The following is a 25017-nucleotide window of genomic DNA, read 5'->3' as shown; positions in this document are numbered from 1 at the left end:
GCCCTGATCCGTCCGTTGATTACATTGTCTTTCCGGCGGCGAAGGCGTCGCGCTGGCCCTGACGTTCGGCGTCGGGAGCGGAAACCAGGCCGTACTGGGCGAGCGGGCTTTCCGGGCCGATCATCTGGTCATCAAGGAAGAACTCGACATATTCCTTGAGGCCGGGAACGACGCCCAGATGCGCCTTCTTGACGTAGAAGAACAACGGCCGCGACACGGGGTACGTGCCATCGGCGATGGTCTGCGTCGAAGGCACGATGCCTTCCACGGTAGCGACCTTCAGCTTGTCGGCATTGTTCTCGTAGAAGGCGAGGCCGAACACGCCAACGCCGGTCTTGTTGGAGTCGATGCGGGCCAGCGTCTCGGTGTAGTCGCCGTCAATGTCGACAGCCTTGCCGTCTTTGCGGATGGCGATGCAGGTCTTGCCGATTTCCTTGTCGTCGGCGATGCCGGCAGCCTTCAAAGCGGCCTTGTCGCAGCCGGCGTCGAGCAGCTTGGTCTCGAACACTTCACGGGTGCCGTGCTTCTCACCCGGGATATAGGCGGCGATATCCCAGTCGGGCAGCTTCGGATTGACCTGGTTCCACTTGGTGTTCGGGTTGTCGACCAGCTTGCCGTCGACGACCAGCTTGGCGGCGAGCGCCTTGTAGATGTCGGCGGGAACCAGCGCCCAGTCCGGACCCTTGATGTCGGTGGCAAAGACGATGCCGTCATAGCCGATGCGGACTTCCTGGACGTCCTTGACGCCGGCGTCGGCGCAGGACTTCAGCTCGTCCTTCTTGATCGGGCGCGAGGAGTTGGCGATGTCGATCGTGTCTTCGCCGACGCCCTTGCAGAACTCCTTGATACCGGCGCCACTGCCGCCGGACTCGACCACCGGGGTCTTGAAGCTGGTGAAGGTTTCGCCGAACTGCTCGGCGACGATCTTGGCGTAAGGCAGCACGGTCGACGAACCGGCGACCTGGATCTGGTCACGCGCAGCGGCGACACCGGACGATGCGGCGAACGCTACCGCCACGGCCGATGCCGTAACGAGGAATTTCTTCATGTGGCCTGCTCCTGTTCGGAAGATGGTCTCTCGGCGCCCTCATCAGAACCGGCGCCCGCTGAGGCCAATAGCCTTCGATTATTACAGTCGCATGACAGTTTCGTGTCAGCCCGGCAACGTCGCACAGACGTCTTGTGGGCCGCACCCTTTAAGCCGGTTTGTGGGAATGGAAGTTGCCGCTGGAATCAGACGCTTGCGCGATTCGTGCTGGCATCAAGTCCCGGCACATCGCAGGCCGCGATGCCGAGAAAGAAAAACCGGACGGGAGCGCGTTGCCCGTGGCCAGAGCGAATCTTGGCCGAGCCATCGCCAAAAACAGGTCCGTTGGGGTAGATTCGACGCTGTTTCTTGTCGGCGGTCGCTTGCTCCCGCCCGTAACTGAATGAGCGGTTTCGTTGCGACCATTGTCCTGACTGGGCGCCAGCTTTGATATGGTGCGATCGCACCATAGCCTTGGCTGTTGCGGCGCGGCCGAATCCCGGCGGCGCCGCAGGTTGCTATCCAGCGTCTCGTTGGGCTTCGCCTGATATGCCGACCCAGCGCTCGACCTTTTCGAGCAGCGCCCTGGGGCTGATCGGCTTGGGCAAATAGTCATCCATGCCGGCTTCCAGGCAGCGCTCGCGGTCGCCCTTCAAGGCATGCGCGGTGACGCCGACGATCGGGATATGCATACCCGTATGTTCTTCAAGCCGGCGAATTGCGGCGGTGGCCTCGAGCCCGTTCATCTCCGGCATCGAGACGTCCATCAGGATCATGCGCGGATTAAGCCGGCCGAAGGCATCGAGCGCCTTGCGCCCGTTGCCGACGATTTCGAAACTGTAGCCGGTTTCGCCGATTATCTGGGTGAACACCATCTGGTTTACTTCATTGTCCTCCGCAACGAGGATGTCGAGCCGGCGTTCATCCCCGGCGGCCCGGGCGCGGGCACGAACCGGCGGCGGTTGCAGTAGGGCCCGTTCCGAGGCAGCGAGCGGCGGCTTTGCCGGCGACGGTTCGTTCCTGCCGCCGCCGGAACCGCTGCTTGCCGCCGGCAGCACACGGCCGCCCGTGATATTGTGATGGTGGCGCTGGATGGTGGCGACCAGCGTTTCCAGAAGCACCGAGGAGCGCGCCGGCTTGATCAGCTGGGCGTCGATGCCGAGATCGCGATAGCTGGTGTTGCCGAGCGACTGGTCGACCGAAGTCAGCATGATGATCGGCGTGTCGGCCAGCCCTGCGGTGCTGCGCACGACCCGCGCCATTTCGGCGCCGCTCATCCCCGGCATCTGATAATCGAGCACGACGCAATCGACCGGCACGCCATAGGCAGCCGCGGCAACCAGCACCTTGAGCCCTTCGGGTCCGCTTTCGGCGGCGCAGGAATCGAAGGTCCATGACGCCATCTGCTCGCTCAGGATCGATCGGTTGACGGCATTGTCGTCGACGATCAGCACCCGTGAGCCGGTCACGTCGACCGGCATGATCCGCCGTCCGGTCTGTTCCTCGGCCCTGGGCAATGTCACGGTGAACCAGAAGGTCGAGCCCTTGCCTTCGGCGCTCTCGACACCGATCTCGCCGCCCATCAACTCGACCAGCCGCGAGGTGATGGCGAGCCCGAGCCCTGTGCCTTCGTGGCGTCTGGTCGACGAGGTGTCGGCCTGACTGAATTTTTCGAAGACGAGCTTCAGTTTCTGCTGCGGAATGCCGATGCCGGTGTCGGTGACCGAAACGGTAAGCTTTGTCCCCGTCGGCCCCCTTTGTCCGGTCACGTCGACCAGCACGTGGCCTTCGTCGGTAAACTTCACCGCGTTGCCGACCAGATTGGTGACGATCTGCCTGACGCGACCGACATCGCCGACGAACAGGCTTTCCAGGCCCGGCTCGACGCGCACGATGAGCTCGAGGTCCTTCTCCTTGGCGCGCGTCGATATCAGCGTCGCCACATCCTCGATCGCTTCGGGCAGGTTGAAGGGCGCAGGGTCGAGCACCAGCTGTCCGGCATCGATCTTGGAGAAGTCCAGTATGTCGTTGATGATGGTCAAGAGCGCGTTACCCGACTTGACGATGATATCGGTGAACGTCTTCTGCTTGGGATCGAGGTCGGATTTGGCCAGCAACTCGGCCATGCCGAGTACGCCGTTCATCGGCGTGCGGATCTCGTGGCTCATATTGGCCAGGAATTCCGACTTGGCGCGGTCGGCCAGCACGGCGCGCTGGCGCGCCTCGCGCAGTTCGGCCTCGCGCAGCTTCAGTTCGGTGATGTCGGTGGTCGACCCAATCAGATAGAGCGAACCGTCGGACGCGATCATCGCGCCCTTGCGGGCGAACTGGTGGCGCACGCTGCCGTCGGCAAGCGTCACCGTTTCCTCGATCTCCTGTGTATCGCCTGTGCGCAGCACGGCGAGATCGCTGTTGACGAAGGCTTCGCCGTCTTCGCCGAAAATCTCGATGTCCGTCTTGCCGATCGCGTCTTCCCTGCGGAGGCCGGTGAGGTCGCACCAGCCCTTGTTGACGTAGAACTGCCTGAGGTCGGAGCGCTTGGCGTAGATCGACACCGGCACGTTGTCGATGAGATTGCGGAACACCTCGTTCTCGCGCATGCTCTCTTCCAGCGCCTGCTCGCGCGCCTTGACGTCGGTGATGTCGGTGCTGGAGCCGACAAGGTGCACCGACCCATCGAGCGCCACCAGCCGGCTCTTGCGCGTCATCAATTGCCGCACCGTGCCGTCGCGATGGGTAACGGGCTCCTCGATCTCGCGGCCGCGGCCGGTGACGACGACCTCGGTGTCGTCATGGGTGTAGGTTTCGGCGTCGTCGATGCCGAAAAGCTGGAGATCGGTCCGGCCGATGACTTCCTCCTTGGGGATGCCGGTCAGCGCGCACCAGGCCTTGTTGACGAATTCCATGCTCAGATCCTGCGCCTTGATGAAGGCGGCGACCGGCAGTTCGTCCATGACGTGGCGGAACAGGTCGATCTGGCGCATGCTTTCCTGCAGCGCCTTTTCGCGGCTCTTGATCTCCGAGATGTCGACGCGCACGCCGATGAAGGTGCCGTCCTCGGTGCGCATATCGTAGACCTGATACCAGCGGCCGTCCGCATTGAGGCGCTCATAGGACGAGTTGGGCAGGCGATAGCGGGCGAGGATGGCATTGAGCCAGACATCGGGGTCGCCTTCATAGAGCCTATCGATTTCTCGATCGCCGCTCGATCGGAAATAGCCGACCGAATGTCCGAGTTCCAGGGCCTCGCGGAAGCTGCGGCCGGGCTGCCATGCCGGTTTCAGCTCCGGCAGCGTGTCCTGCAGCTTGCGGTTTGCAAAGACGAACTTGTCGTCGCGGTCATAGATGATGACGGCCGCCGGCAGCGACTCCAGCACCGTGGTGAGGTTCTTGCGGGCGTCCTCGGCTTCGGTCTCGCGGCGCTTCATGTCGGAGATGTCGAACAGGAAACCGGCGACATAGTTGCGGCCGCTGGGCATGCCGACGCGGTTCTTGCGCACGATGCGCGAGCGGCTGGCGCCCTCGGCGTCGAAAGTCTCCTCGACCTCGTAGGGCGTGCCGGTCGCCAGCACGGCGCGTTCGCTGTCTTCGAATTGCGCGGCGTCCTTTTGCTTGAGGAAGTCGCCGCCGGGCCTGCCCAGCATCGCTTGCGGGCTCTGTCCGAACAGTGCCGAAAACGCCTCATTGACGAAGACGAAACGCAGATTGTCGTCCTTGACGAAGATCGGGTCCTTGACGCCGTTGATCACCGCCTCGGCCAGCCGCGATTTCTCCAGCGCTTGGGCGAGTTCAGCCTCGCGATCCTTCATGTTGGTGACGTCGACATAGGAGATCAGCCTTTTGCCGCCGGCGAGCGGCGCCAGCGAGGCAATCAGCGTACGGCCGTCATTGCGTGGCAGTTGCCTGGAGCCAACCAGGCCGGCCGAGATTTCTGCTTCGCGCTCGGCGATGTGGCCCTGCCATTCGGCATCGTCAGCACCGTAAGGGTCCATATCGCGGCTGGCCTGCATCAGTTCGCGGAAGCCGCAGCCGATGCCGGCGCGTCGGGGATCGATTTCCCAGAAATCATAGAAGGCGCGGTTGATCACCTCCGCGCGCATCTCCGCATCGAGGACGAGCACGCCGATCGGCATCTGGTCGACCATCGTGCGAAGATTGGCGAAGGTCTCCGTAATTTTGGCGTTGGCACTCTCGATCTCGGCGTCGCGACGCTTGAGCTCGGAGACGTCGTAGTAGGTCAACAGCCGCTTGCCGCCGGACAACGCCGTCACGGAGAACATCATCGTCCTGCCATTGGCATGGAGAAATTCGCGTGGCGCAACCGAGCCGGCGCTGATCTCCTCGATGCGGGTGGCTAGGTAGTGCTGCCACTGCTGTTCATCGAGATCGCCGTAGATGCCGTTGCGGCGGTTGAGTTCCATCAACAGGCTGAACGGCGCGCCGACCGTGACGGCGCCGTCGGGAATCCTGGAGAGCTCGCGATAGGCCTTGTTGACGATGAGCGTGTCGAACTTCGCGTCAAGCACCACGACGCCCATATGCATGGCATCCATTGTCCGCTCGAGATCGGCGAGGTGCTGCGTAGCCTCGCCGGCCGGCGGATCGCTCTCGTCCTGCCGCAGTTCGTCCAGCGCACCGGCCAGTGCCGTGACGTTGCGGCCGATGCCGCGATAGCCGATGAATTCGCCTTCGCCGTCGAACCGCGGGGAACCGGTGATCGAAACCCAGCGGCAGCCGGGACGGCCGCCCTTCAACTCATAAACAAAGTCGCGAAACGGCCGATGCGCCTGCAGATCCTCCAGATGCGCGGCGGCGTGTCGATTGCCGTGCACCATCTGCTTGAGGAAATCGAAGCGGAAACGGCCAAGAATGCTGGCGGGATCGATGCCGGTGGCGGCCTGGTAGTTCTCCGAAAGCCAGGAAAAGCGCAGTTCGGCGTCGGTCTCCCAGACCCAGTCGGCGCCGGCCCCGACCAGTTCGCGCAGCGCTTCGGGCGAACCCCCGACGGACGTATCCTCGCCGTTCACCACCCCTTTTCGGGAACCGCGTCCGCCGCGTGTTCCAACAGTCCCGTCAGCCATCCCGTTCCCACCCCGAAAGCCAAGGCCGAACCCCCTCAGCGGTTCGCCGGCGGAATGTGCCCGAGAAGCATTAATGATCCGCTAACCATAACCAATCCAGACTGCGGCCAGAGCCACATTGCCCTGCGGTATTCCGCCGGTTGTCGGCGGAACCCCGGCCGGGCTATAAGTCGGCGGGGGTGTTGCTGATGACCGGTTGGATCGTGCCTTGTTTCCTGTGCCTGGCGCTGCTTGCGGGCAGCGGCTGCGCACGCAGCTATGACGGCACGGTGGTGATCCCGAAGCCGCTCGATATCAGGCGGGTCTGGGATCGCGATCCGTCGCAGACTGAGGCCAGCCGGAAGCAGGCGGCAGCCGGTGTGTTTCCGACGCCGCCGCCGCAGGAGCCCTACCGGCCCGCGGCACGCAGGCACACAACACAAATAGCTGCGCCAAGGCGGCACGTCAGGTCCAGCCCGCCCAGCATGGCTTCCGAACCGGCCAATCCGCTCACCTGCAAGAATGTCAGCGAACCCGGCAAACGCTACAGGATGGTTTGCGAATAGCTGGTACTAGAGCAATTCCAGGAAAAGTGTGAAACGGTTTTCCGTCCGGAATTGCGTAAAACAAAGACATAGAGCGGTTCGCCGTTTCGGTGAAACGCTCTAGGCGCAGGTTACTCCGCCGGGAAGAAAGCCGGCCCGACCACCCTGACCGGCCGCGAGCCGGCCAATGGCTCGACCGATTGTCGCTGGGCGGCGCCCCTGGCCTCTGCAGCGTCTGCGCCAGGCTGGGGAAGTTGCGCCACGGTGCCAAGATCCGGCTTCGCTGACGGCAAAGGAATGATCGCGTTGGCCATATTGGCTGGCGTCACCGTGCGCGCTCTCAGCTCGGCAACGCGCCGGTGATAGCGCTTGAGGTCGCAGGCCCTGAAGTTCGCATCATCGCAATATTTGAAGGCCGTCGGCAGGTCCTTGTAGGATGTGCGCGTATCGAGCGCGACCATCTCTTCGGTTTCAAGGCTTGGGTCACTGAGCATGTACAGGTCGACGCCGGCATCGTCGCAGACGTAGCGGCACTGATCGACCATCTCCTTGACATCGCCGCCTTGCACGAACTGCGATTTCGGCGCCGGGAAGAAATAGCCGTCGGAGAGACGAACGCAAAACAGCATCGAATTGCTGCCGATCATGGCGCCAGCCGGACGCTGTCTTTGTTGCCCGGCGGCGGGCCTGCAGCCGAGCGCGACGAGCCTGGCCTGCAGTCCGGACGCATCCCGGCGCGAAATCGCGGCGCCGGCGATCTGGCGTTGCACCTGTGTGCGGCTTTTGGCGAGGTCGGCGCAAGCATTGAAGAAGCCCCCCACCGCACTTTGCGCCGTGCACCGGCGTTGCCTCTCCAGCCCCTGGATCGCCGCAAGCTGGCGACGTAGCTGCGCAAGCTCGGAGCTGATCCCGCCGCTGCGGCCGGACGGTGCCAGCTGGCTCCTGAGCGCGGCGCATGGATCGGCAAGGGAAGCCGAAATGCCGAGGACGCTTGCCGCTACCGACACCAGTGCAAAGGTCACGACAAGCCACAAACGCATCATCGGCGACACCTGGTTCCTTGTACCCCTGTGGAGCCGATCGCCGCTCCAGCCGATTGAGCCTCAATGCGGGAGGTAAGTCTAATTCAAGAGACGCCAGCAACCGCCAGGTATTTTATGCCGAGTGTATTATGCCGGTTCCTGTAAATTCGCTATTACACTTTTGTTTCAAGATTGAGACGAGGCCAGGCTCGGGCGAGCCCGGGCCGCCGCAATCATCGATCCCGCGTTATCGGCCCTTGCGGATGAAACCTTTCTCCGGTGTCTCGCGTTGTGTCGGGCAAAGGAGACCGAAGATGTCTATTCACTTCACTGTCTCTGGCCTGACCAGGAACCTGTTCCACTCGCTGGGGCTGGACCATGAGCGGGCGCCGAGAGCGCTCGATCCCGAACAGAGCCTGTTGCTGGAATGCTATCTGGCCGGACAGATTCCGGAATCCGCCTGGGCCGACTACGTCTTCGAGACGCCGGAACTGCAGCGGCATGTCGATATCAGACGCCCGCACAACTGATCAGAGCAACTTCAGGAAAAGTGTGAGCCGTTTTTCCGGGAAAAGCGCGTAGCGCTTTCCCTTGGGAATTGCGTCAAGACAACGAGAGAGCGGGTCGCAGTTTCTGTGAAACGGTGAAACGCTCGCCCGCTCGCCTACTGCTTGGGCGAAGCGAATTGCACGGTGAAGACATTGCCCGCGACGCCTTGCGCCAGCGTCGGCGAAAAGCTCAACGGCAAGCACCTTTGCAGGGCAGTGGTTGCGGCGTCGACGAACGACTTCCTGGTATCCGCATCGCCATCGACCTTGATCGCCGTCGGCCGCGGCGGACCGATCAGCGTGCCGTCGCGCTTGAAGCTGAAGTTCAAGGTGACGCTGGCATTTCCAACACCCGCCGGCGGCGTCCAGCACGCCTGGATGGCATCGCCGACCTCCGCCATCGTGTCGAGCGGCGCGGCATTGCACGGGTAGCCTCCGACCAACACAACACCGGCAATCGCAAACACTCTCGCTACGCCCTTCATCGCAAAGCTCCTCGTGTGTCGTCCGCCGACCATGATGGTAGGGTCGAAGCAGACGATGGCAATATGCCTGATGTCAGACTTTACGGCATGAGACGGGCCTGATGGCGCATCGGCGAAAAGCAAAAGGCCGGCATTGCGCCGACCTTTCCCTTCACCCTTGCGCCAGTACATCCGTGGTCACGTGGTGCCTTCAATAGACAGCGTTTTGGTTAACGAATCCTTAGTTTTGCGCGCTGGCCTGCGACTTCACATAGGCGATGTAGCCGCGCACGTCGCCGGCCGGCTCGGCATAGGCCTGGCCGAGTTTCTTCTCCATCGCCGCGACATACTCCTTGGCCCATTTGGGCAGCGCATAGTCGATGACGGCCAGGAACTCCAGCGTCGATGCCAGGCGTATGTCGGCGATCGACGGGTGCTTGCCGCCGATGAACGGCTTGCCGTCCCTGAAGAAGGAGTGAAACACCTCCAGCGGCTCGGCAATTGCCGCCATGGCGGCCTTCTGCGCCTCGGACTTCTTCTCCGGATGGACGTCGCTATGGCCGACCTCGCCGGCATAGTGCGGGAAACCCAGCGCCGGATAGGTGGCGCGCGCCACATACGGGTAGAGCGTGCCGATCAGGTAGAACATGGCGCTGTCGACCATCGCCCGCTTGGCCGGCGCCTTGGGATAGAATTTCTCCAGCCCGTGCTTGTTGGCGAGATACTGCATGATGGCACAGCTCTCCCACAGCACGCCGCGCGGCAGCCCCTTGTCCTCGATCATCGGCGTCAGATGCGCCGGATTGCGCGCCATATATTCCGGCGACCGCGTGTGGCCCCAGGCGTCGGTCTCGGCGGCGTCGAACCCGGCCGCACGGGCAAACACCCGGACGGTCATGTTGTTGACGCTCGGCTTCAGCATCGAGAGCTTCAGCGCAGGTTTTTTCGCCGCCTTGGCCTTCGGCCCCGACATCTTAGTAGCCGGCTTTGTCGCGGCTTTCGCGGCCGGCTTCGCGGCTGCCTTCGGCGCGGCCTTTACGGCCGCCTTTGCCGCCGGCTTCGCTGCCGCTTTTGCTGCTGGCTTGGCCGCTGGTTTGCCAGCGCTCTTAACTGTCTTTGCCATTATGGTCCTCCCCTTTTGCTGGCCGTCAGTATGGATTCTTCGGCGTCCGGTCGTCCGACAAGGTCGCGCGCGACCACTCGACCAGCGTCTGGATCGCGTCGGCAAGGTGCACTTCGGCGATGTTGTAGTCGCCGCGCGCAACGCGCAGCTTGTGCGCCTGCATCAGCACGTCGGCGTGGGTGAAGCCGGCCGGCGGATCGAAGCGATACGACGCTAGCTCGATCAACAGGCCGAGCGGATCCTCGAAATAGATCGAATCCATGAAGCCGCGATCCTTGACACCGCTGTGCTTGATGGCGCGCTCGTCGAGCCGGGCGACCGCCTGCAGGAAGGTCACGCGCGACACCGAGAACGCAATATGATGGACGCAGCCCGGTTCGGTGGGCGTGCGCCGCTTGACCGGCGTGCGGCTCTCGTCGGTGAAGACGGTGATCAGCCTGCCGTCGCCGGGATCGAAATAAAGATGGCTTTCGCTTGGCTTGTCGAGGTTGGGCTGCTCGAAAATGAACGGCATGCCGAGCACGCCCTCCCAGAAATCGATCGAGGTCCGGCGGCCGGCGCCGACGAGCGTGATGTGATGGACGCCCTGCGACTGCAGTTTCTGCATCGGTCTCCTCCTCGCCGGCCCTCGCCTATGTTCCCCGGCGTCTTGCGCGCCGCAACGCCCTTTGGCGAGGCTTCGTACATGATGCTAGTGCAATTGGCCGCGCCGCGCCAGAAGCTCGCGGAAACTGCCGGCGCTGGATGGTGAACGGGGCTTGAGTTGCATGACCTGAGGCTATGCAACGGCTCTGAGCTCGGCTTCCGCCAGCGTGCCCAGGCCCGCGCATTCGGCACATGCCATCGTCTGCCCGGGACAGCCGGCCCGATGCGTACCTTGCGGGCAGCAATGCCCTTTCGACTCACGCCATTTCAAGCAATCGAAAACCTGCCCGCTGCCGAGACAGCGCGGGCATATCATTTTTGCCGAACTCATACTTGCTATGCCCAACCAAATCCGCGTTGCCGCAGATGCTATCCCCGCACCGCAAGTAACAGAGATTGCTACGCTTTCAAGCGTCGCGGCCTGACTTAAATTGGGTGTATCTGTGACGCGGATTTGCCGGGTTTTCACTGATGCCGCCGGCCCTCGCTGTCGCACGCGATCCGCGCGGCTGCTGCCCGAAATTTTCGATGATGCGGAAGGAAAGTCGTTGCTTGGTACGCCCAAGGGGAATCGAACCCCTGTTCCCGCCGTGAGAGGGCGGTGTCCTGACCGCTAGACGATGGGCGCGTTCAAGAACCGGCGATATAGGCTGACGGTTTGGAAAAAGCAACTGGGCTTCGAACGGCCGGACCGCTTCTGTGCAATCTCGGTTTGCGGACCTATCGTTTCGGCTCGATCAGATCCCACAGATTGCCGTAGAGATCGGCGAAAACCGCCACGGTACCGTAGGGCTCATGGCGTGGCGTTTCGTGGAAGTCGACGCCGTTTTCCAGCATGGTCGCATGGTCACTGTCAAAATCATCGGTTTCGAGAAACAAAACCACGCGGCCTCCGGTCTGGTCGCCGACGCGGCTCTTCTGCACATCGTCCAACGCTTCCGCCAGAAGCAGCCGGGGCCCTTGCCCCACCGCCGGCGTTACCGTCACCCAGCGCTTGCCGTCGCCGAGCTCGATGTCGTCGCAGAGGACAAAGCCAAGCTTGCCGACATACCAGGCGATCGCCTCGTCATAGTCGGCGACGACGAGCGTGATGGTTGCGATGCGGCGATGGTCGGCAAACCCGGTCATTGTTTCGGCCCGGCTATTTGTTGCGGATGGCGAAGCGGCCGATGATACGGCGCTCGGCGATGTCGTAGACGAAGATGGTGCGGCTGCCGTCGCTGAGCTCGGCGTCGATCGAAATGCGATTGCCCGACAGAGCCTGGCTGATCACCTTGGCTCCGACCGGGAGCACTATGTCGGCCGCGAGCGGCTCGCCGGGCGGAACTGGAATGTCGTTGGCGAGCGGCGGGTTCGCGGGCGGCGCTTTGCGCGATTTGTAGACAATGGCCGCGATCACCACCATAAGGGCCAGCAAAAGCAGGCCGAGATTGATGGCCATGAAACGGATGAGCCTGCCGCGCACCTTTTCGATCTCGGGATCGAGCGGCTTTTCTTCTTCATCGGCAGCGGGCCGGGCCATGGCAGAACTTCCGGAACTTTTTCGATGAGCGCTCATAACGAAGAGACCCGACAATTCATAGAGGCCGGCACCGATGCTGCCGGCCAGCGCCTCGACCAGTGGCTGGCGGGCGCCCTCGGGCCTGACATGTCGCGCAGCCGCGTGCAGATGCTGATCAAGCAGGGCGCGGTGTCCATCGACGGCAAGCCGGTCGACGAGACCAAGCGCAAGATGAGTGCTGGCGAGCGCGTATCGGTCGTCATGCCCGAGCCGGAACCGGCCGAACCGCAGGGCGAGGCCATCGCGCTCGACGTGCTTTATGAGGACGACGAGTTGATCGTCATCAACAAGCCGGCTGGCCTCGTCGTCCATCCCGGCGCCGGCAACTGGACCGGCACGCTGGTCAACGCCCTGATCCACCATTGCGGCGACAGTCTTTCGGGCATTGGCGGCGTCAGGCGGCCGGGCATCGTCCATCGCCTCGACAAGGAAACCAGCGGCGTCATGGTGGTGGCCAAGACCGACCGCGCCCACAAGGCGCTGTCGGAGGCCTTTGCCGACCACGGCCGCACCGGCGACCTCGAACGTGCCTATCTGGCGCTGGTCTGGGGAATCCCGTCGCGGCCGGCCGGAACGGTCGATGCGCCGCTTGGCCGTGCCGCCGACCGCGTGCGCCGCGCCGTCGTGCCGGAAGGCCGTGACGATGCCCGCCACGCCGTGACCCATTTCACCGTCAAGGAGCGTTTCGGCGAGGGCCAGCAGGCGTTCGCCACCGCCAGCCTGGTCGAATGCCGGCTGGAAACCGGCCGCACCCACCAGATCCGCGTCCACATGGCCCATATCGGCCATCCCGTCATCGGCGACCCCGATTACGGCCAGGCCTTCCGCACCAAGGCCAACCGGCTGCCCGAGCCGCTGAAGGGTCAGGTCAAGGCATTTTCCAGGCAAGCTTTGCATGCCTGGCTCCTTGCATTTCGGCACCCGGCTACCCATTTACCGATGAGGTTCGAGGCGCCGATACCGGGGGACATGGAGGAACTCGTCGGCGGCTTCCGCGGCTCTGAGCCAGCCAGCTAAAACCTGAGCGGCATTGTTCACTTCAGCGTGACACACTGTTTCGTGTTGAACAAATGCCTGTCTTTTCTGGTTTTGTTCCTATATAACTCAGTTGTCGCGGGCGAGCCTTTTGGTGCTCGCGTCACATGCCCGCCGCGTTTCGGGGGCATCACTCCAATAGAGAGGGGGCGCAATCATGGCCCAGTCACTACCCAGTATTGTTTCCGGCGAAGGCGGCCTCAGCCGCTACCTGGAAGAAATCCGCCGCTTTCCCATGCTTCAGCCGCAGGAAGAGTACATGCTCGCCAAGCGCTACGCCGAGCATGAAGACACCAGCGCTGCGCACAAGCTCGTCACCAGCCACCTTCGGCTCGTTGCCAAGATCGCCATGGGCTATCGCGGCTACGGCCTGCCGATCGGCGAAGTGATCTCGGAAGGCAATGTCGGCCTGATGCAGGCCGTCAAGAAATTCGAACCCGAGCGTGGCTTCCGCCTCGCGACCTACGCCATGTGGTGGATCAAGGCCTCGATCCAGGAGTACATCCTGCGCTCGTGGAGCCTGGTCAAGATGGGCACGACCGCCAATCAGAAGCGCCTGTTCTTCAACCTGCGCAAGGTGAAGGGCAAGATCCAGGCGCTGGACGATGGCGACCTCAAGCCCGACCAGATCACCGAGATCGCCACCAGGCTGAACGTGTCGGAAGCCGAAGTCGTGTCGATGAACCGCCGCCTATCGGGCGACGCGTCGCTGAACGCGCCGATCCGCGCCAGCGAGGGTGAATCCGGCGAATGGCAGGACTGGCTGGTCGATGACCACGAAAGCCAGGAAGACATGCTGATCGAGCAGGACGAGCTGGAAAACCGCCGCGGCATGCTGTCGGGCGCTCTGGCCGTGCTCAACGATCGTGAGCGGCGCATCTTCGAGGCCCGCCGCCTCGCCGAGGAGCCGCTGACGCTGGAAGAGCTGTCGTCCGAGTTCGACATCAGCCGCGAGCGCGTGCGCCAGATCGAGGTGCGCGCCTTCGAGAAGGTGCAGGACGCGGTCAAGGCCGCCGCCAAGCGCCAGATGCAGGCGCTGCGCACGATCGAGGCGCAGCCGGCGGCGTAAAGCTGGGTTCGGCTAAGGAACAGAAGGCGGCGTCGGGAAACCGGCGCCGCCTTTTTTTATGTCTTACGCTTACGCTGGCGATTGGCGAAAGCATTCTTGACATCCAATCTCCCCCTTGCGGGGGAGATGTCCGGCAGGACAGAGGGGGTGTGAAGGATCGCCAACTTCGGTTTTGGCTACCCTATCGGAATTGACGGCACAGCTACCCGACTGACAGGTCAGCGGGACAGCACCCCCCTCTGCCCTGCCGGGCATCTCCCCCGCAAGGGGGAGATCGGCAGCTTCGCCAACTGCCCTCTCAAAGCCCATCCAGCGGAAACTTGAGATACCTTCGGCCGTTGGCCTCCGGTTCCGGCAGCCGTCCACCATTCATGTTGACCTGCAGCGCATGCAGGATCAACCGCGGCATCGGCAGTATCTTGTCGCGCGCTTCGCGCAAGGCGACGAACTCGGCTTCGCTGCGCGCCGCAACGAGGTGGATATTCTTTGCCCTCTGCTCGGCGACCGTGCTCTCCCAGCACGGCTCGCGCCCGCCGGCCTGATAGTCGTGGCCGACAAACACCCGCGTTTCGTCCGGCAGCGCCAGAACGCCCTCAATCGAATGCCACAGCCGCGCGGCACTGCCGCCGGGAAAATCCGTCCTTGCCGAGCCGCTGTCGGGCATGAACAGCGTGTCGTGGACGAAGGCTGCGTCGCCAATGACATAGGTGATCGAGGCGAGCGTGTGGCCGGGCGAGAACAGCACCTTGACCGGCAGGTTGCCGATCATGAACGTTTCGCCTTCCCCAAACAGCCGGTCCCACTGCGAACCGTCTGCGGGGAAATCCGGCCAGTTGTAGATCGCCTTCCACAGCGCCTGGACTTCGACGATCCTGTCGCCGATCGCCGTCGGCGCGCCGGTCTTTTCCCGGAGATAGTGCGCCGCCGAGAAATGATCGGCATGCGGATGGGTGTCCAGGATCCACTCGAGCTCCAGCCCGTTTTCGCGGATAAAATCCAGCAAGGCGTCGGCATTCTTCGTCGCCGTCGCGCCGGATTTTTCGTCGAAGTCGAGGATCGGGTCGATGACGGCGCAGCGTCTCGTCACCGGGTCGGTGACGACATACTGGATGGCGCCGGTCGGCTTGTCGTAGAAGCCGGCGACCTCAGGTTTGGCCGAAGCGATGTCCAATGTCCGGCCCCCCTGCCCCTTGCCCGACAGGAACCGTTTTCTCCGTCGGGTTGAACAACAGCATGGTCATCTGGCAAAGCGCGCCGGTCAAGCACGCCTTGCCAGAAATAGGACTGAAGCCCGAAATAGCTCCGACGGAGAAAACCTAGGCTGACGGCTGCTTGGTCTTCCTGAGATAGGGCAGGATCGTCTCGAAAGCGCCAAAACGCTTGACCGCATCTTCGTTCGAAACCGCGGCGGTGATGATCACATCCTCGCCCTGCTTCCAGTTGGCCGGCGTCGCCACCTGGTGCTTGGCGGTCAGCTGCATGGAATCGACCGCGCGCAGGATCTCGTCGAAGTTGCGGCCCGTCGTCATCGGGTAGGTCAGCACCAGCTTGATCTTCTTGTCCGGCCCGATGACATAGACCGAGCGCACCGTGGCGTTGTCGGCCGGCGTGCGGCCTTCCGACGTCTCGCCGGCGCCCGCCGGCAGCATGTCATAAAGCTTGGCCACCTTGAGGTCCTTGTCGCCGATCAGCGGGTAATTCACCGTCTGGCCGGTCGCCGTCTTGATGTCGGCCTGCCACTTGTCGTGGCTCGCAACGGGATCGACGGAAATGCCGATGACCTTGACGTTGCGCTTCTTGAACTCGCCTTCGAGCCCCGCCATCGTGCCCAGCTCGGTGGTGCAGACCGGGGTGAAATTCTTCGGATGGCTGAACAGGATCGCCCAGCCGTCGCCGATCCAGTCATGAAACTTGATCGGCCCTTGCGTGGTCTCGGCGGTGAAGTCAGGCGCGATGTCGTTGATACGAAGGCTCATGGCATTATTTCCCCAGCAACAGATTTCGTCAGGAGCGGCCGTGGACGGCGTCAACGCTCCGGCATTCCCGCATCTTAGCGCAAAAATCGCGGCTGCAGGACAATAGGAAACTATTATTGGCGACGGAACGAGCACTTTCGTTCTACGGACCGACGTTGGGCCGACAATCTTTCGTTTGTGCGGGGAAGGCTCAGGCCTTGTTGACCGCCAGCGACGTGGCCAGGTCTTCCATGCGCTGGGCGAGCGCGCCGAGCGCGCTGGTCAGCACGGTGTCGTTCTTGTCGGCCTTGGTCAGCGCTTCGTCGCGCGTCTTGCGCAGCGTCTGCACTTCGGTCTCCATGCCCTTGACCCGCTTCTGCAGCTCCGAAAGCTCGTCCATCACCATGATGCCAGCCATCACCGTCAGCCGCTGGTCGCCGATCTCGCCGAACGAATCCTTCAGATGCGAGACATAACGGTCGAACCGCTCGGCGAGGTCGATCAGGTGCTCTTCCTGACCCTCGTCGCAAGCCATGCGATACTGCTTGCCGTCGATGGAAACCGTGACCTGTGCCATGGCCTGCAGCTCCTACCTGTCCAGCACCGCGCGGATGGTTTCCATGGCGGTCACCAAGCGGCGCGACACTTCCTTGTTGGCATCTTCCAGCCGTTCGGCGCGGGCTTCGGAATTGTCGAGTTCCTGCGCCAGCCGTGAACGGTCGGCGTTCATGCGCTGCACCTCAGCCTCGGCTTCGGAATAGTCGCGCTCGTGCTCGAGCTTGGCCGCGACGGCGTTTTCCAGCCCCTCGATGGCCTTGCCCAGCCTGTGGATGACTTCCTTGAGTGTGGTTTCGCCGGTCATGGCCTTCGTCCTGTGCCCTGCCCATCACCGAATCGCTTCGCGTTCAGAACGCGTTAACAAGGAAACATTAGGCACCGGGTGAAGGCAAGGTCAACAAAGCTCTCGCGACTGTCCCCCGCTAACGCTAATGTAGGTCGCCCCATAAGGTCTCAAAGCCTTCACAAGACCGGCAAATGTGCAGCCGATTTGTTGACTAAAAGCCCGTGGCTGCTATGTGTCGCGCACTCTTTCCTGGGCTCTGCCAAGCCCACAAATCCCCACCCCGGAGGTACCATGACGTCGCGTGAACAACATGACCGGATGGCCAATGCGATCCGTTTTCTCTCCATGGACGCCGTCGAGAAGTCCCAGTCCGGCCATCCCGGCCTGCCCATGGGCTGCGCCGACATCGCCACAGTGCTGTTCACCCGCTTTCTGAAATATGATCCGAAGAACCCCCATTGGCCGGACCGAGACCGCTTCATCCTGTCGGCCGGCCATGGTTCTATGCTGCTCTACTCGCTGCTGCATCTGACCGGTTACGAGGACATGACCCTCGACCAGATCAAGCATTTCCGCCAGCTGGGTTCCAAGACTGCCGGCCATCCCGAATACGGCCATGCCACCGGCATCGAGACGACGACCGGCCCGCTCGGCCAGGGTCTCGCCAATTCGGTCGGCTTCGCGCTCGGCGAGCGCATCATGAACGCCGCCTTCGGCAACGACCTCGTCGACCACTACACCTATGTGCTGGCCGGCGACGGCTGCCTGATGGAAGGTGTTTCCCAGGAAGCCATCGCGCTGGCCGGCCACCTCAAGCTCAACAAGCTGATCGTCTTCTGGGACAACAACAACATCTCGATCGACGGTCCGGTTTCGCTTGCAGACAACACCGACCAGGTCGCCCGCTTCCAGGCCTCGGGCTGGAACGCCAGCCACATTGACGGCACCGACCCCGAGGCGATCGCCTACGCCATCGAAGCCGCCCGCCATTCCGACAAGCCGACGATGATCGCCTGCAAGACGACCATCGGCTTCGGCGCCCCGACCAAGGCCGGCACCAACAAGGCGCACGGTTCGCCGCTCGGCGCCGACGAGATCGCAGGCGCGCGGAAATTCTTCAACTGGGACTCGCCGCCCTTCGAAATTCCGGCCGACATTCTCGACGCCTGGCGCACCGCCGGCGAGGCCGGCGTCAAGCCGCGCACCGACTGGGAAGGCCGCCTGGCCAAGGCCAAGCCTGAGTTGAAGGCCGAGTTCGAGCGCCGCCTCGCCGGCAAGCTGCCGTCGAATTTCGATGCCGTCATTGCCGACTACAAGAAGAAGCTGTCGGCCGACAAGCCGAAGGTCGCCACCCGCAAATCGTCGGAAATGGCGCTGGAAGTCATCAATGGCGCGGTGCCGGAAACCATCGGCGGCTCTGCCGACCTGACGGGCTCCAACAACACCAAGACCAGCCAGACCAAGAACATCACGCCGGACGATTACGGCCAGCGCTATGTCCACTACGGCATCCGCGAGCATGGCATGGCGGCCGCCCTCAACGGCCTGACGCTGCATGGCGGCCTCATCGCCTATGGTGGCACCTTCATGTGCTTCTCCGACTATGCCCGTCCGTCGATGCGGCTGGCGTCGCTGATGGGGATCCGCTCGATCTTCGTCATGACCCATGATTCGATCGGTCTGGGCGAAGACGGCCCGACCCACCAGCCGGTCGAGCACCTGGCGGCGCTCCGCGCCATCCCCAACCACAATGTCTTCCGCCCGGCCGACGCGGTGGAAACCGCCGAATGCTGGCAGATTGCCATTGAATCGGAAAAGACCCCGTCCACCCTGGCGCTGACTCGCCAGAACCTGCCGACGGTGCGCACCGAGCACTCGGCCAGGAACCTCAGCAGCCAGGGCGCCTATGAACTGGCCGCGGCGAGCGGCGAAGCGGCGGTGACGATCTTCGCCACCGGCTCCGAGGTCGAGATCGCGCTCGGCGCCCGTGATTTGCTTGAAAAGCATGGGCACCCGACCCGCGTCGTCTCGGTGCCTTGCTTCGAACTGTTCGACCAGCAGAGCGACGCCTACCGCAAGGAGACGATCGGCAACGCGCCGATCAAGATGGCGATCGAGGCCGGCATCCGCCAGGGCTGGGATCACCTGATCGGCTCCGACGGCATCTTCATCGGCATGACCGGCTTCGGCGCTTCCGGCACCATCGAGCAGCTCTACCCGCATTTCGGCATCACCGCCGAAGCCGCGGCCAAGGCGGCGGAAGCCCGCCTGCACGGCAAGTAAGATCAGGGTCAGTCCCGCGCACCTCCAAGGCGGATTCGCGGGGCTGGACCAACCTAATCGATTTAAATTCGGCCTTCTGCGGCTGGATTCTTGTGCCATCCGCCGCTATGAAGCTGCGGACCCATCTGCCGCCTCCAGCTCCCAGGGAGAGTAAAATGACCGTCAGAGTTGCCATCAACGGATTTGGCCGCATCGGCCGCAACATCCTGCGCGCCATCCATGAATCCGGCCGCAAGGACATCGACGTCGTCGCCGTCAACGACCTCGGCCCGGTCGAGACCAACGCGCATCTGCTGCGCTATGACAGCGTGCACGGCCGCTTCCCGCACGAAGTGTCGGTCTCGGGCGACCAGATCACCGTCGGCAAGGAGACCTTCAAGGTCACCGCGATCAAGGACCCGGCGCAGCTGCCGTGGAAGGAGCTCGGCATCGACATCGCGCTCGAATGCACCGGCATCTTCACCGCCCGAGACAAGGCTGCCGCGCATTTGACCGCCGGCGCCAAGCGCGTCGTCGTCTCCGCGCCTGCCGAAGGTGCTGACCTCACCGTCGTCTACGGCATCAACCACGACAAGCTGACCAAGGACCACATCGTCATTTCGAATGCGTCCTGCACCACCAACTGCCTGGCGCCGCTGGCCGCAGTGCTGCACGAGACCGTCGGCATCGAAAAGGGCATGATGACGACGATCCACTCCTACACCGGCGACCAGCCGACGCTGGACACCATGCACAAGGATCTCTACCGCGGCCGCGCGGCTGCCCTGTCGCAGATCCCGACCTCGACCGGTGCGGCCAAGGCGATCGGCCTGGTGCTGCCCGACCTCAAGGGCAAGCTCGACGGCATCTCGATCCGCGTGCCGACCCCCAACGTCTCGGTTGTCGACTTCAAGTTCATCGCCAAGCGCGCCACCACCGTGCAGGAGATCAACGAAGCGGTGATCGCCGCCTCCAACGGCAAGTTGAAGGGCATTCTCGGCGTCACCCATCACCCGAATGTGTCGATCGACTTCAACCACGATCCGCGCTCGTCGATCCTGGCGCTCGACCAGACCAAGGTCATGGACGGCAACTTCGTTTCGGTGCTGTCCTGGTACGACAATGAGTGGGGCTTCTCCAACCGCATGGCCGACACCTCGGTCGCCTTTGGCAAGACCATCGCCTGATCTGAAGGCATCGTCTCGCAGCTTCGAACGCCCGGCTGTGCCCGGGCGTTTTTCGTCAGCGCGCCGGGCAAGGCGCGCCGAGCCGCCAAACGCCGGAAAATCAGCGGCATAAGGCAAAAAGCCATCCTTGCGCCTTGCACCGGCCATTCCTTCGCCCCACTCTCCCGTGAATCGGGAGAAAGAGGAATTCGAGGGGCAAATCACGGATGGAGCATGCGATCTATCTCGTCACGCTGGTCGGCACAGCGCTAGTCGTCGCCGCAGCGTTCTCGAGCCTGATCGCCTTCCGCTTCGGCGCCCCGTTGCTGCTGCTCTTCCTCTGCATCGGCCTCGCCAGCGGCGTCGATGGTCTCGGCATCGAATTCGACAATGCGCGCGTGGCATATTTTGCCGGCTCACTGGCGCTGGCGGTCATCCTGTTCGATTCCGGTTTCGGCACGCCGCTCAACGCGCTGCGCCAGGCGGCCGGACCGGCGCTGTCGCTGGCGACCTTCGGCGTAATCCTGACCACTGGCCTGTTCGGCGCCGCCGCCTATTACCTGCTCGACCTCAGCTGGCTGGAATCCTTCCTGCTTGGAGCTGCCGTCGCCTCGACCGACGCGGCTGCGGTGTTCTTCCTGCTGCGCGCCGGCGAGATCAATCTGCGCGAGCGCGTGCGCGCGACACTGGAAGTCGAATCCGGCACCAACGACCCGATCGCCATCTTCCTGACCATCACGCTGGTCGAGATCATCGCTGCCCACGCCAATCCCGAGACCCATGTGCTGGTCACCGACCTGATCCTCGGCTTCCTGCTCAATATGGGGCTCGGCGCCGTCGTCGGCGTGCTTGGCGGGCTCGGCATCGTGCGCCTCGTCGACCGGCTCAACCTCGACCATGGCTTGCTGCCGATCTTCGTGCTGACCCTGTCGCTGATGGTGTTCGCCGCCGCCGGCGCCATTGGCGGCTCGGGCTTCCTGGCGGTCTATCTCGCCGGGCTGATTGCCGGCAACTCCGACATCCGCGCCGTCACCATCCTGAAGCGCTTCCAGGACGGCATGTCGTGGCTGGCACAGATCATCATGTTCCTGATCCTCGGCCTGTTCGCGACGCCCTCGCAGTTTCCGGCGATCATGGTGCCGGCGGTGCTGCTCGGCCTGTTCCTGATGTTTGTCGCGCGCCCGGTCGCCGTCTGGCTCTGCCTTATCCCGTTCCGCCTGCCACGTCCCGAGATCGCCTTCGTCTCCTGGGTCGGCCTGCGCGGCGCCGTGTCCATCCTGCTTGCCATCACCCCGCTGCTCGGCGGACTGGAGAACGGCCGCACCATCTTCAACGTCGCCTTCATCATCGTTCTGGTATCGCTGGTGGTGCAGGGCTGGTCGGTCGGTCCGCTGGCGCGCCGGCTCGGCCTGATCGTGCCGGCGAGACTCGGGCCGCTCGACAAGGTCGAACTCGAACTGCCGGGCTCCGCCCACCACGAACTGCTCGCCTACCGCGTCGCGCCCGGCAGCCCGGTGGCGCGCGGCGAGCGCATCCCGCGCTGGGCACGGCCCTCGCTGGTGCTGCGCGACGGCCGCTCGATGCGTTTCCAGGACATGGGCCGGCTCGCGGCCGGCGACCAGGTCTACATCTTCGTGCCCGACCGCTATCCGCGCCTGCTTGACAAGCTGTTTGCCAGCCGCGCCGTAGTCGACCCCGAGGATGCCGACTTCTTCGGCGCCTTTGCCGTCGATCCCGCCCGCTCGGCCGCAGAGCTCGAGGCCGCATACACTCCGGGATTGAGCGAAGCCGAGCAGAAGCTCACCGTCGGCGCGCTGGTGACGGCGCGGCTCGGCGGCCATGCCGAATATGCCGACCGGGTGCTGATCGGCCCGATCGAATTGATCGTCCGCGACGTCGACGACAAGGGCAAGATCACCGGTCTCGGCCTCTCCTTCGAGCCGACCGCGCCGGTGGCGCGGGTTCCGGTGTTCCTGAGCGCCGGCGAGATCGGCGATCGGGTCTCCGCCTTCATCCGCAACTGGCGCAAGCCGACCGAGACGCAGACTGCAGAGGCGACAGCCAATGAGAAGGCCCTTGAGCCGACGGCGGAAAAGATAACGACCGAAGGCTGACAAGCGATCGGTTCACGCTGACGTCCCGCATCATCACGACAGCCTTCGCCTTGATCTCAAAATTTAGCTCGCACCCCGGCTCAAGCCTTGCATCGTCATCGATGCGAGGTATGGTCCCGGCGATTTTCCACGGAAAGGAACCCGCATGGCCGCCTTCAAGACACTCGACGATATCGGCAATATCAGTGGCAAGCGCGTGCTGGTGCGCGTCGACCTCAACGTGCCCGTCGCCGACGGCAAGGTCACCGACGCCACCCGCATCGAACGCATTGCGCCGACCATCGCCGAACTGTCCGGCAAGGGCGCCAAGGTCATCCTGCTCGCGCATTTCGGCCGCCCGAAGGATGGTCCCTCGCCCGAATTCTCGCTGGAGCCGATCGCCAAGGCTGCCGCGGAGGTGCTTGGCCGCCCCGTCGGCTTTGCCGGCGACTGCGTCGGCGACACGGCGGGCAGTGCGGTCGCCGCCATGAACAAGGGCGATGTGCTGCTGCTGGAAAACACCCGCTTCCACAAGACCGAGGAGAAGAACGACCCGGCCTTTACAGAGCGGCTCGCCGCCAATGGCGATATCTTCGTCAACGACGCCTTTTCCGCCGCCCACCGGGCGCACTCCTCGACCGAAGGCCTGGCGCGGCTGTTGCCGTCCTATGCCGGCCGCACCATGCAGGCCGAGCTCGAGGCGCTGGAGAAGGGGCTCGGCAATCCGGTCCGCCCTGTCGTCGCCATTGTCGGCGGCGCCAAGGTGTCGACCAAGATCGACCTGTTGATGAACCTGGTGAAGAAGGTCGACGCGCTGGTGATCGGCGGCGGCATGGCCAACACTTTTCTCGCCGCGCGTGGCACCGCTGTCGGCAAGTCGCTGTGCGAGCATGACCTTGCCGCGACCGCCAAGCAGATCATGATCGAGGCCGCCGAAGCCGGCTGCGCCATCATCCTGCCTGTCGACGGTGTCGTCGCCAAGGAATTCAAGGCGGGTGCGGCCAGCGAGACCGTTGCCATTACGGATGTCCCGGCTGACGGCATGATCCTCGATGTCGGCGAAAAGACCGTGAAGACGATCCGCGAATGGATCGACCGCGCCGCGACCCTGGTCTGGAACGGCCCGCTCGGCGCCTTCGAGATCGAGCCTTTCGACCACGCCACGGTGGCGGCGGCCAGGCACGCGGCGGCCCGCACCAGGGCCGGCAAGCTGGTCTCGGTCGCCGGTGGCGGCGATACGGTGGCCGCCCTCAACCATGCCGGCGTCGCCGACGACTTCACCTATGTCTCGACCGCCGGCGGCGCTTTCCTCGAATGGATGGAAGGCAAGCCGCTGCCCGGCGTCGACGTGCTGAAGAAACAAGCCTGACCGGATCGGGGGCGCAAAAACGGACGCCAGGAACTTTCAATCGATTCGAGCTTTCCGATGCCATTCCTTTGGCGGTAGACTTCCGTTACGCGCGGAACGTACCCCCTTAGGAGAAGAAAAATGAGCGAACGTCTCGAAGACATTGCCGCCGCGATGGTGGCCGGCGGCAAGGGCCTGCTGGCCGCCGATGAGAGCTCCGGCACCATCAAGAAGCGCTTCGACGTCATCGGCGTCGAATCGACCGCCGACAGCCGCCGCGACTACCGCGAGATGATGTTCCGCGCCAAGGACGCGATGACGAAGTACATCTCCGGCGTCATTCTCTACGACGAGACCATCCGTCAGAAGGCTGCCGACGGCACGCCTCTCGTCGACATCATCAAGGCGGCGGGCGCCATCCCCGGCATCAAGGTCGATGCCGGCGCCAAGCCGCTCGCCGGCTTTCCCGGCGATACCGTTACCGAAGGCCTCGACGGCTTGCGCGAGCGGCTCGCAGATTATTACAAGCTCGGCGCCCGCTTCGCCAAATGGCGCGCGGTGATCGACATCGACACCGGCAAGGGCGTGCCCTCGGTCAATTCGATTGCCTCCAACGCCCATGCGCTGGCCCGCTATGCCGCACTGTGCCAGGAGGCCGGCATCGTGCCGATCGTCGAGCCGGAAGTGCTGATGGACGGCGCGCACGACATCGACACCTGCTACGACATCTCGAAGGCAACGCTGATCAAGCTCTATGACGAGCTGCATGCGGCGCGCGTTTTGCTGGGAGGCACCATCCTGAAGCCGAACATGGTGCTGGCCGGCAGGAAGTCGGGCAAGGTGAGCAGCCCCGAAGAGGTCGCGGAAAAGACCATAAAACTTTTCCGCGAAACCGTACCGGCAGCGGTGCCGGGCATCGCCTTCCTTTCGGGCGGGCAGTCGGACGAGGAGGCTACCGCCAACCTCAACGCCATCAACGCCATCGGCCCGCATCCGTGGAAGCTGACCTTCTCCTATGGCCGCGCCTTGCAGGCCGCCCCGCAAAAGGCCTGGAGCGGCAAGGCATCGAACGTCGCCGCCGGCCAGGCCGCCTTCACCCATCGTGCCCACATGAACCATCTGGCGGCGCTGGGACAATGGACGGCGAGCCTCGAACAGGCCGCCTGAGCGCAGTCCTCCCGTTGTCATACAACCCGGGCCGATGCGCCCGGGTTTGTTTATGCAAAGCCCGGCTTGGACGGAGTTCGTCC

Annotated in this window: 21 protein-coding genes and 1 tRNA gene; 9 read left to right on the top strand and 13 right to left on the bottom strand. The window is 63.6% G+C overall.

Going from position 1 to position 25017, the window contains the following annotated elements; all coding sequences use genetic code 11:
* Window positions 1-19: 19 nt before the first annotated feature.
* Both NKJ57_RS15890 and NKJ57_RS15885 read right to left on the bottom strand, forming a co-directional pair.
* Entirely contained in the window at window positions 20-1048 is a 1029-nt protein-coding gene (locus NKJ57_RS15890) for a substrate-binding domain-containing protein (protein ID WP_023806533.1), read from the bottom strand.
* Window positions 1049-1545: 497 nt separating this feature from the next.
* Entirely contained in the window at window positions 1546-6108 is a 4563-nt protein-coding gene (locus tag NKJ57_RS15885; protein WP_502904796.1) for a PAS domain-containing hybrid sensor histidine kinase/response regulator, read from the bottom strand.
* Window positions 6109-6296: 188 nt separating this feature from the next.
* On the opposite strand from NKJ57_RS15885, the gene NKJ57_RS15880 reads away from it, so the two are divergent.
* On the top strand, window positions 6297-6653 hold the full coding sequence (locus NKJ57_RS15880; protein WP_352511884.1) for a hypothetical protein: 357 nt from the start codon (window positions 6297-6299) through the stop codon (window positions 6651-6653).
* Between the two features lie 110 nt (window positions 6654-6763).
* On the opposite strand, the gene NKJ57_RS15875 is transcribed toward NKJ57_RS15880, so the two are convergent.
* A complete protein-coding gene (locus tag NKJ57_RS15875; protein ID WP_352511886.1) occupies window positions 6764-7675 on the bottom strand; it encodes a DUF2865 domain-containing protein in 912 nt (303 codons plus the stop codon).
* Window positions 7676-7968: 293 nt separating this feature from the next.
* Between NKJ57_RS15875 and NKJ57_RS15870 the strand changes: the two genes are divergently transcribed.
* Complete coding sequence (locus NKJ57_RS15870) at window positions 7969-8184, top strand: hypothetical protein (RefSeq protein ID WP_023690098.1); 216 nt, start codon at window positions 7969-7971, stop codon at window positions 8182-8184.
* Between the two features lie 134 nt (window positions 8185-8318).
* On the opposite strand, the gene tolA is transcribed toward NKJ57_RS15870, so the two are convergent.
* The 6 genes from tolA to NKJ57_RS15840 all read right to left on the bottom strand — a co-directional run bounded on the left by tolA (window position 8319) and on the right by NKJ57_RS15840 (window position 11956).
* Window positions 8319-8687, bottom strand: coding sequence for a cell envelope integrity protein TolA (gene tolA / locus NKJ57_RS15865; RefSeq protein ID WP_352511887.1), 369 nt, complete (start codon window positions 8685-8687; stop codon window positions 8319-8321).
* A gap of 220 nt (window positions 8688-8907) precedes the next feature.
* A complete protein-coding gene (locus NKJ57_RS15860; RefSeq protein ID WP_023683975.1) occupies window positions 8908-9789 on the bottom strand; it encodes a glutathione S-transferase family protein in 882 nt (293 codons plus the stop codon).
* A gap of 25 nt (window positions 9790-9814) precedes the next feature.
* On the bottom strand, window positions 9815-10396 hold the full coding sequence (locus NKJ57_RS15855) for a VOC family protein (protein WP_352511890.1): 582 nt from the start codon (window positions 10394-10396) through the stop codon (window positions 9815-9817).
* Between the two features lie 591 nt (window positions 10397-10987).
* Window positions 10988-11062 (bottom strand) — tRNA-Glu (locus tag NKJ57_RS15850).
* A 92-nt stretch (window positions 11063-11154) separates the two neighbouring features.
* The gene (locus NKJ57_RS15845; RefSeq protein WP_352511892.1) at window positions 11155-11562 is read right to left on the bottom strand and encodes a VOC family protein; all 408 of its coding nucleotides are present in this window, start codon (window positions 11560-11562) and stop codon (window positions 11155-11157) included.
* A 13-nt stretch (window positions 11563-11575) separates the two neighbouring features.
* Entirely contained in the window at window positions 11576-11956 is a 381-nt protein-coding gene (locus tag NKJ57_RS15840) for a fimbrial protein (RefSeq protein WP_352511894.1), read from the bottom strand.
* Between the two features lie 24 nt (window positions 11957-11980).
* On the opposite strand from NKJ57_RS15840, the gene NKJ57_RS15835 reads away from it, so the two are divergent.
* Both NKJ57_RS15835 and rpoH read left to right on the top strand, forming a co-directional pair.
* Window positions 11981-13012, top strand: coding sequence for an RluA family pseudouridine synthase (locus NKJ57_RS15835; protein ID WP_352511896.1), 1032 nt, complete (start codon window positions 11981-11983; stop codon window positions 13010-13012).
* Window positions 13013-13187: 175 nt separating this feature from the next.
* On the top strand, window positions 13188-14099 hold the full coding sequence (rpoH, locus tag NKJ57_RS15830; protein ID WP_023670124.1) for an RNA polymerase sigma factor RpoH: 912 nt from the start codon (window positions 13188-13190) through the stop codon (window positions 14097-14099).
* 298 nt (window positions 14100-14397) lie between these two features.
* Here the strand turns inward: rpoH and NKJ57_RS15825 are convergent, their stop codons facing one another.
* The 4 genes from NKJ57_RS15825 to NKJ57_RS15810 all read right to left on the bottom strand — a co-directional run bounded on the left by NKJ57_RS15825 (window position 14398) and on the right by NKJ57_RS15810 (window position 16916).
* Window positions 14398-15270, bottom strand: a complete 873-nt coding sequence (locus NKJ57_RS15825; protein ID WP_352511898.1) for an MBL fold metallo-hydrolase — start codon at window positions 15268-15270, stop codon at window positions 14398-14400.
* 145 nt (window positions 15271-15415) lie between these two features.
* Complete coding sequence (locus NKJ57_RS15820) at window positions 15416-16075, bottom strand: peroxiredoxin (RefSeq protein ID WP_023670126.1); 660 nt, start codon at window positions 16073-16075, stop codon at window positions 15416-15418.
* A gap of 190 nt (window positions 16076-16265) precedes the next feature.
* A complete protein-coding gene (locus NKJ57_RS15815; protein WP_023670127.1) occupies window positions 16266-16631 on the bottom strand; it encodes a cell division protein ZapA in 366 nt (121 codons plus the stop codon).
* Between the two features lie 12 nt (window positions 16632-16643).
* Window positions 16644-16916: a DUF4164 domain-containing protein gene (locus tag NKJ57_RS15810; protein ID WP_023670128.1), complete on the bottom strand. Its 273-nt coding sequence runs from the start codon at window positions 16914-16916 to the stop codon at window positions 16644-16646.
* A gap of 273 nt (window positions 16917-17189) precedes the next feature.
* Between NKJ57_RS15810 and tkt the strand changes: the two genes are divergently transcribed.
* The 5 genes from tkt (at window position 17190) to NKJ57_RS15785 (ending at window position 24934) form a co-directional block, all read left to right on the top strand.
* Window positions 17190-19181 (top strand): transketolase, encoded by a 1992-nt coding sequence (tkt, locus tag NKJ57_RS15805; protein WP_352511899.1) that lies wholly within the window; start codon window positions 17190-17192, stop codon window positions 19179-19181.
* A gap of 155 nt (window positions 19182-19336) precedes the next feature.
* Complete coding sequence (gap, locus tag NKJ57_RS15800) at window positions 19337-20347, top strand: type I glyceraldehyde-3-phosphate dehydrogenase (protein WP_023683984.1); 1011 nt, start codon at window positions 19337-19339, stop codon at window positions 20345-20347.
* A gap of 206 nt (window positions 20348-20553) precedes the next feature.
* Window positions 20554-22440: a potassium/proton antiporter gene (locus NKJ57_RS15795; RefSeq protein ID WP_023670131.1), complete on the top strand. Its 1887-nt coding sequence runs from the start codon at window positions 20554-20556 to the stop codon at window positions 22438-22440.
* 145 nt (window positions 22441-22585) lie between these two features.
* Window positions 22586-23788 carry a phosphoglycerate kinase gene (locus NKJ57_RS15790; RefSeq protein WP_352511901.1) on the top strand — a complete coding sequence of 401 codons (1203 nt, stop codon included), beginning with the start codon at window positions 22586-22588 and terminating at the stop codon, window positions 23786-23788.
* Between the two features lie 120 nt (window positions 23789-23908).
* Window positions 23909-24934, top strand: a complete 1026-nt coding sequence (locus NKJ57_RS15785; protein WP_023708586.1) for a class I fructose-bisphosphate aldolase — start codon at window positions 23909-23911, stop codon at window positions 24932-24934.
* Window positions 24935-25017: the final 83 nt, after the last annotated feature.

It is taken from the genome of Mesorhizobium sp. M0077 (assembly GCF_040322955.1).
In the GTDB taxonomy this organism is placed as follows: Bacteria; Pseudomonadota; Alphaproteobacteria; order Rhizobiales; family Rhizobiaceae; genus Mesorhizobium.
This window is presented reverse-complemented; position numbering and strand designations above follow the sequence as displayed.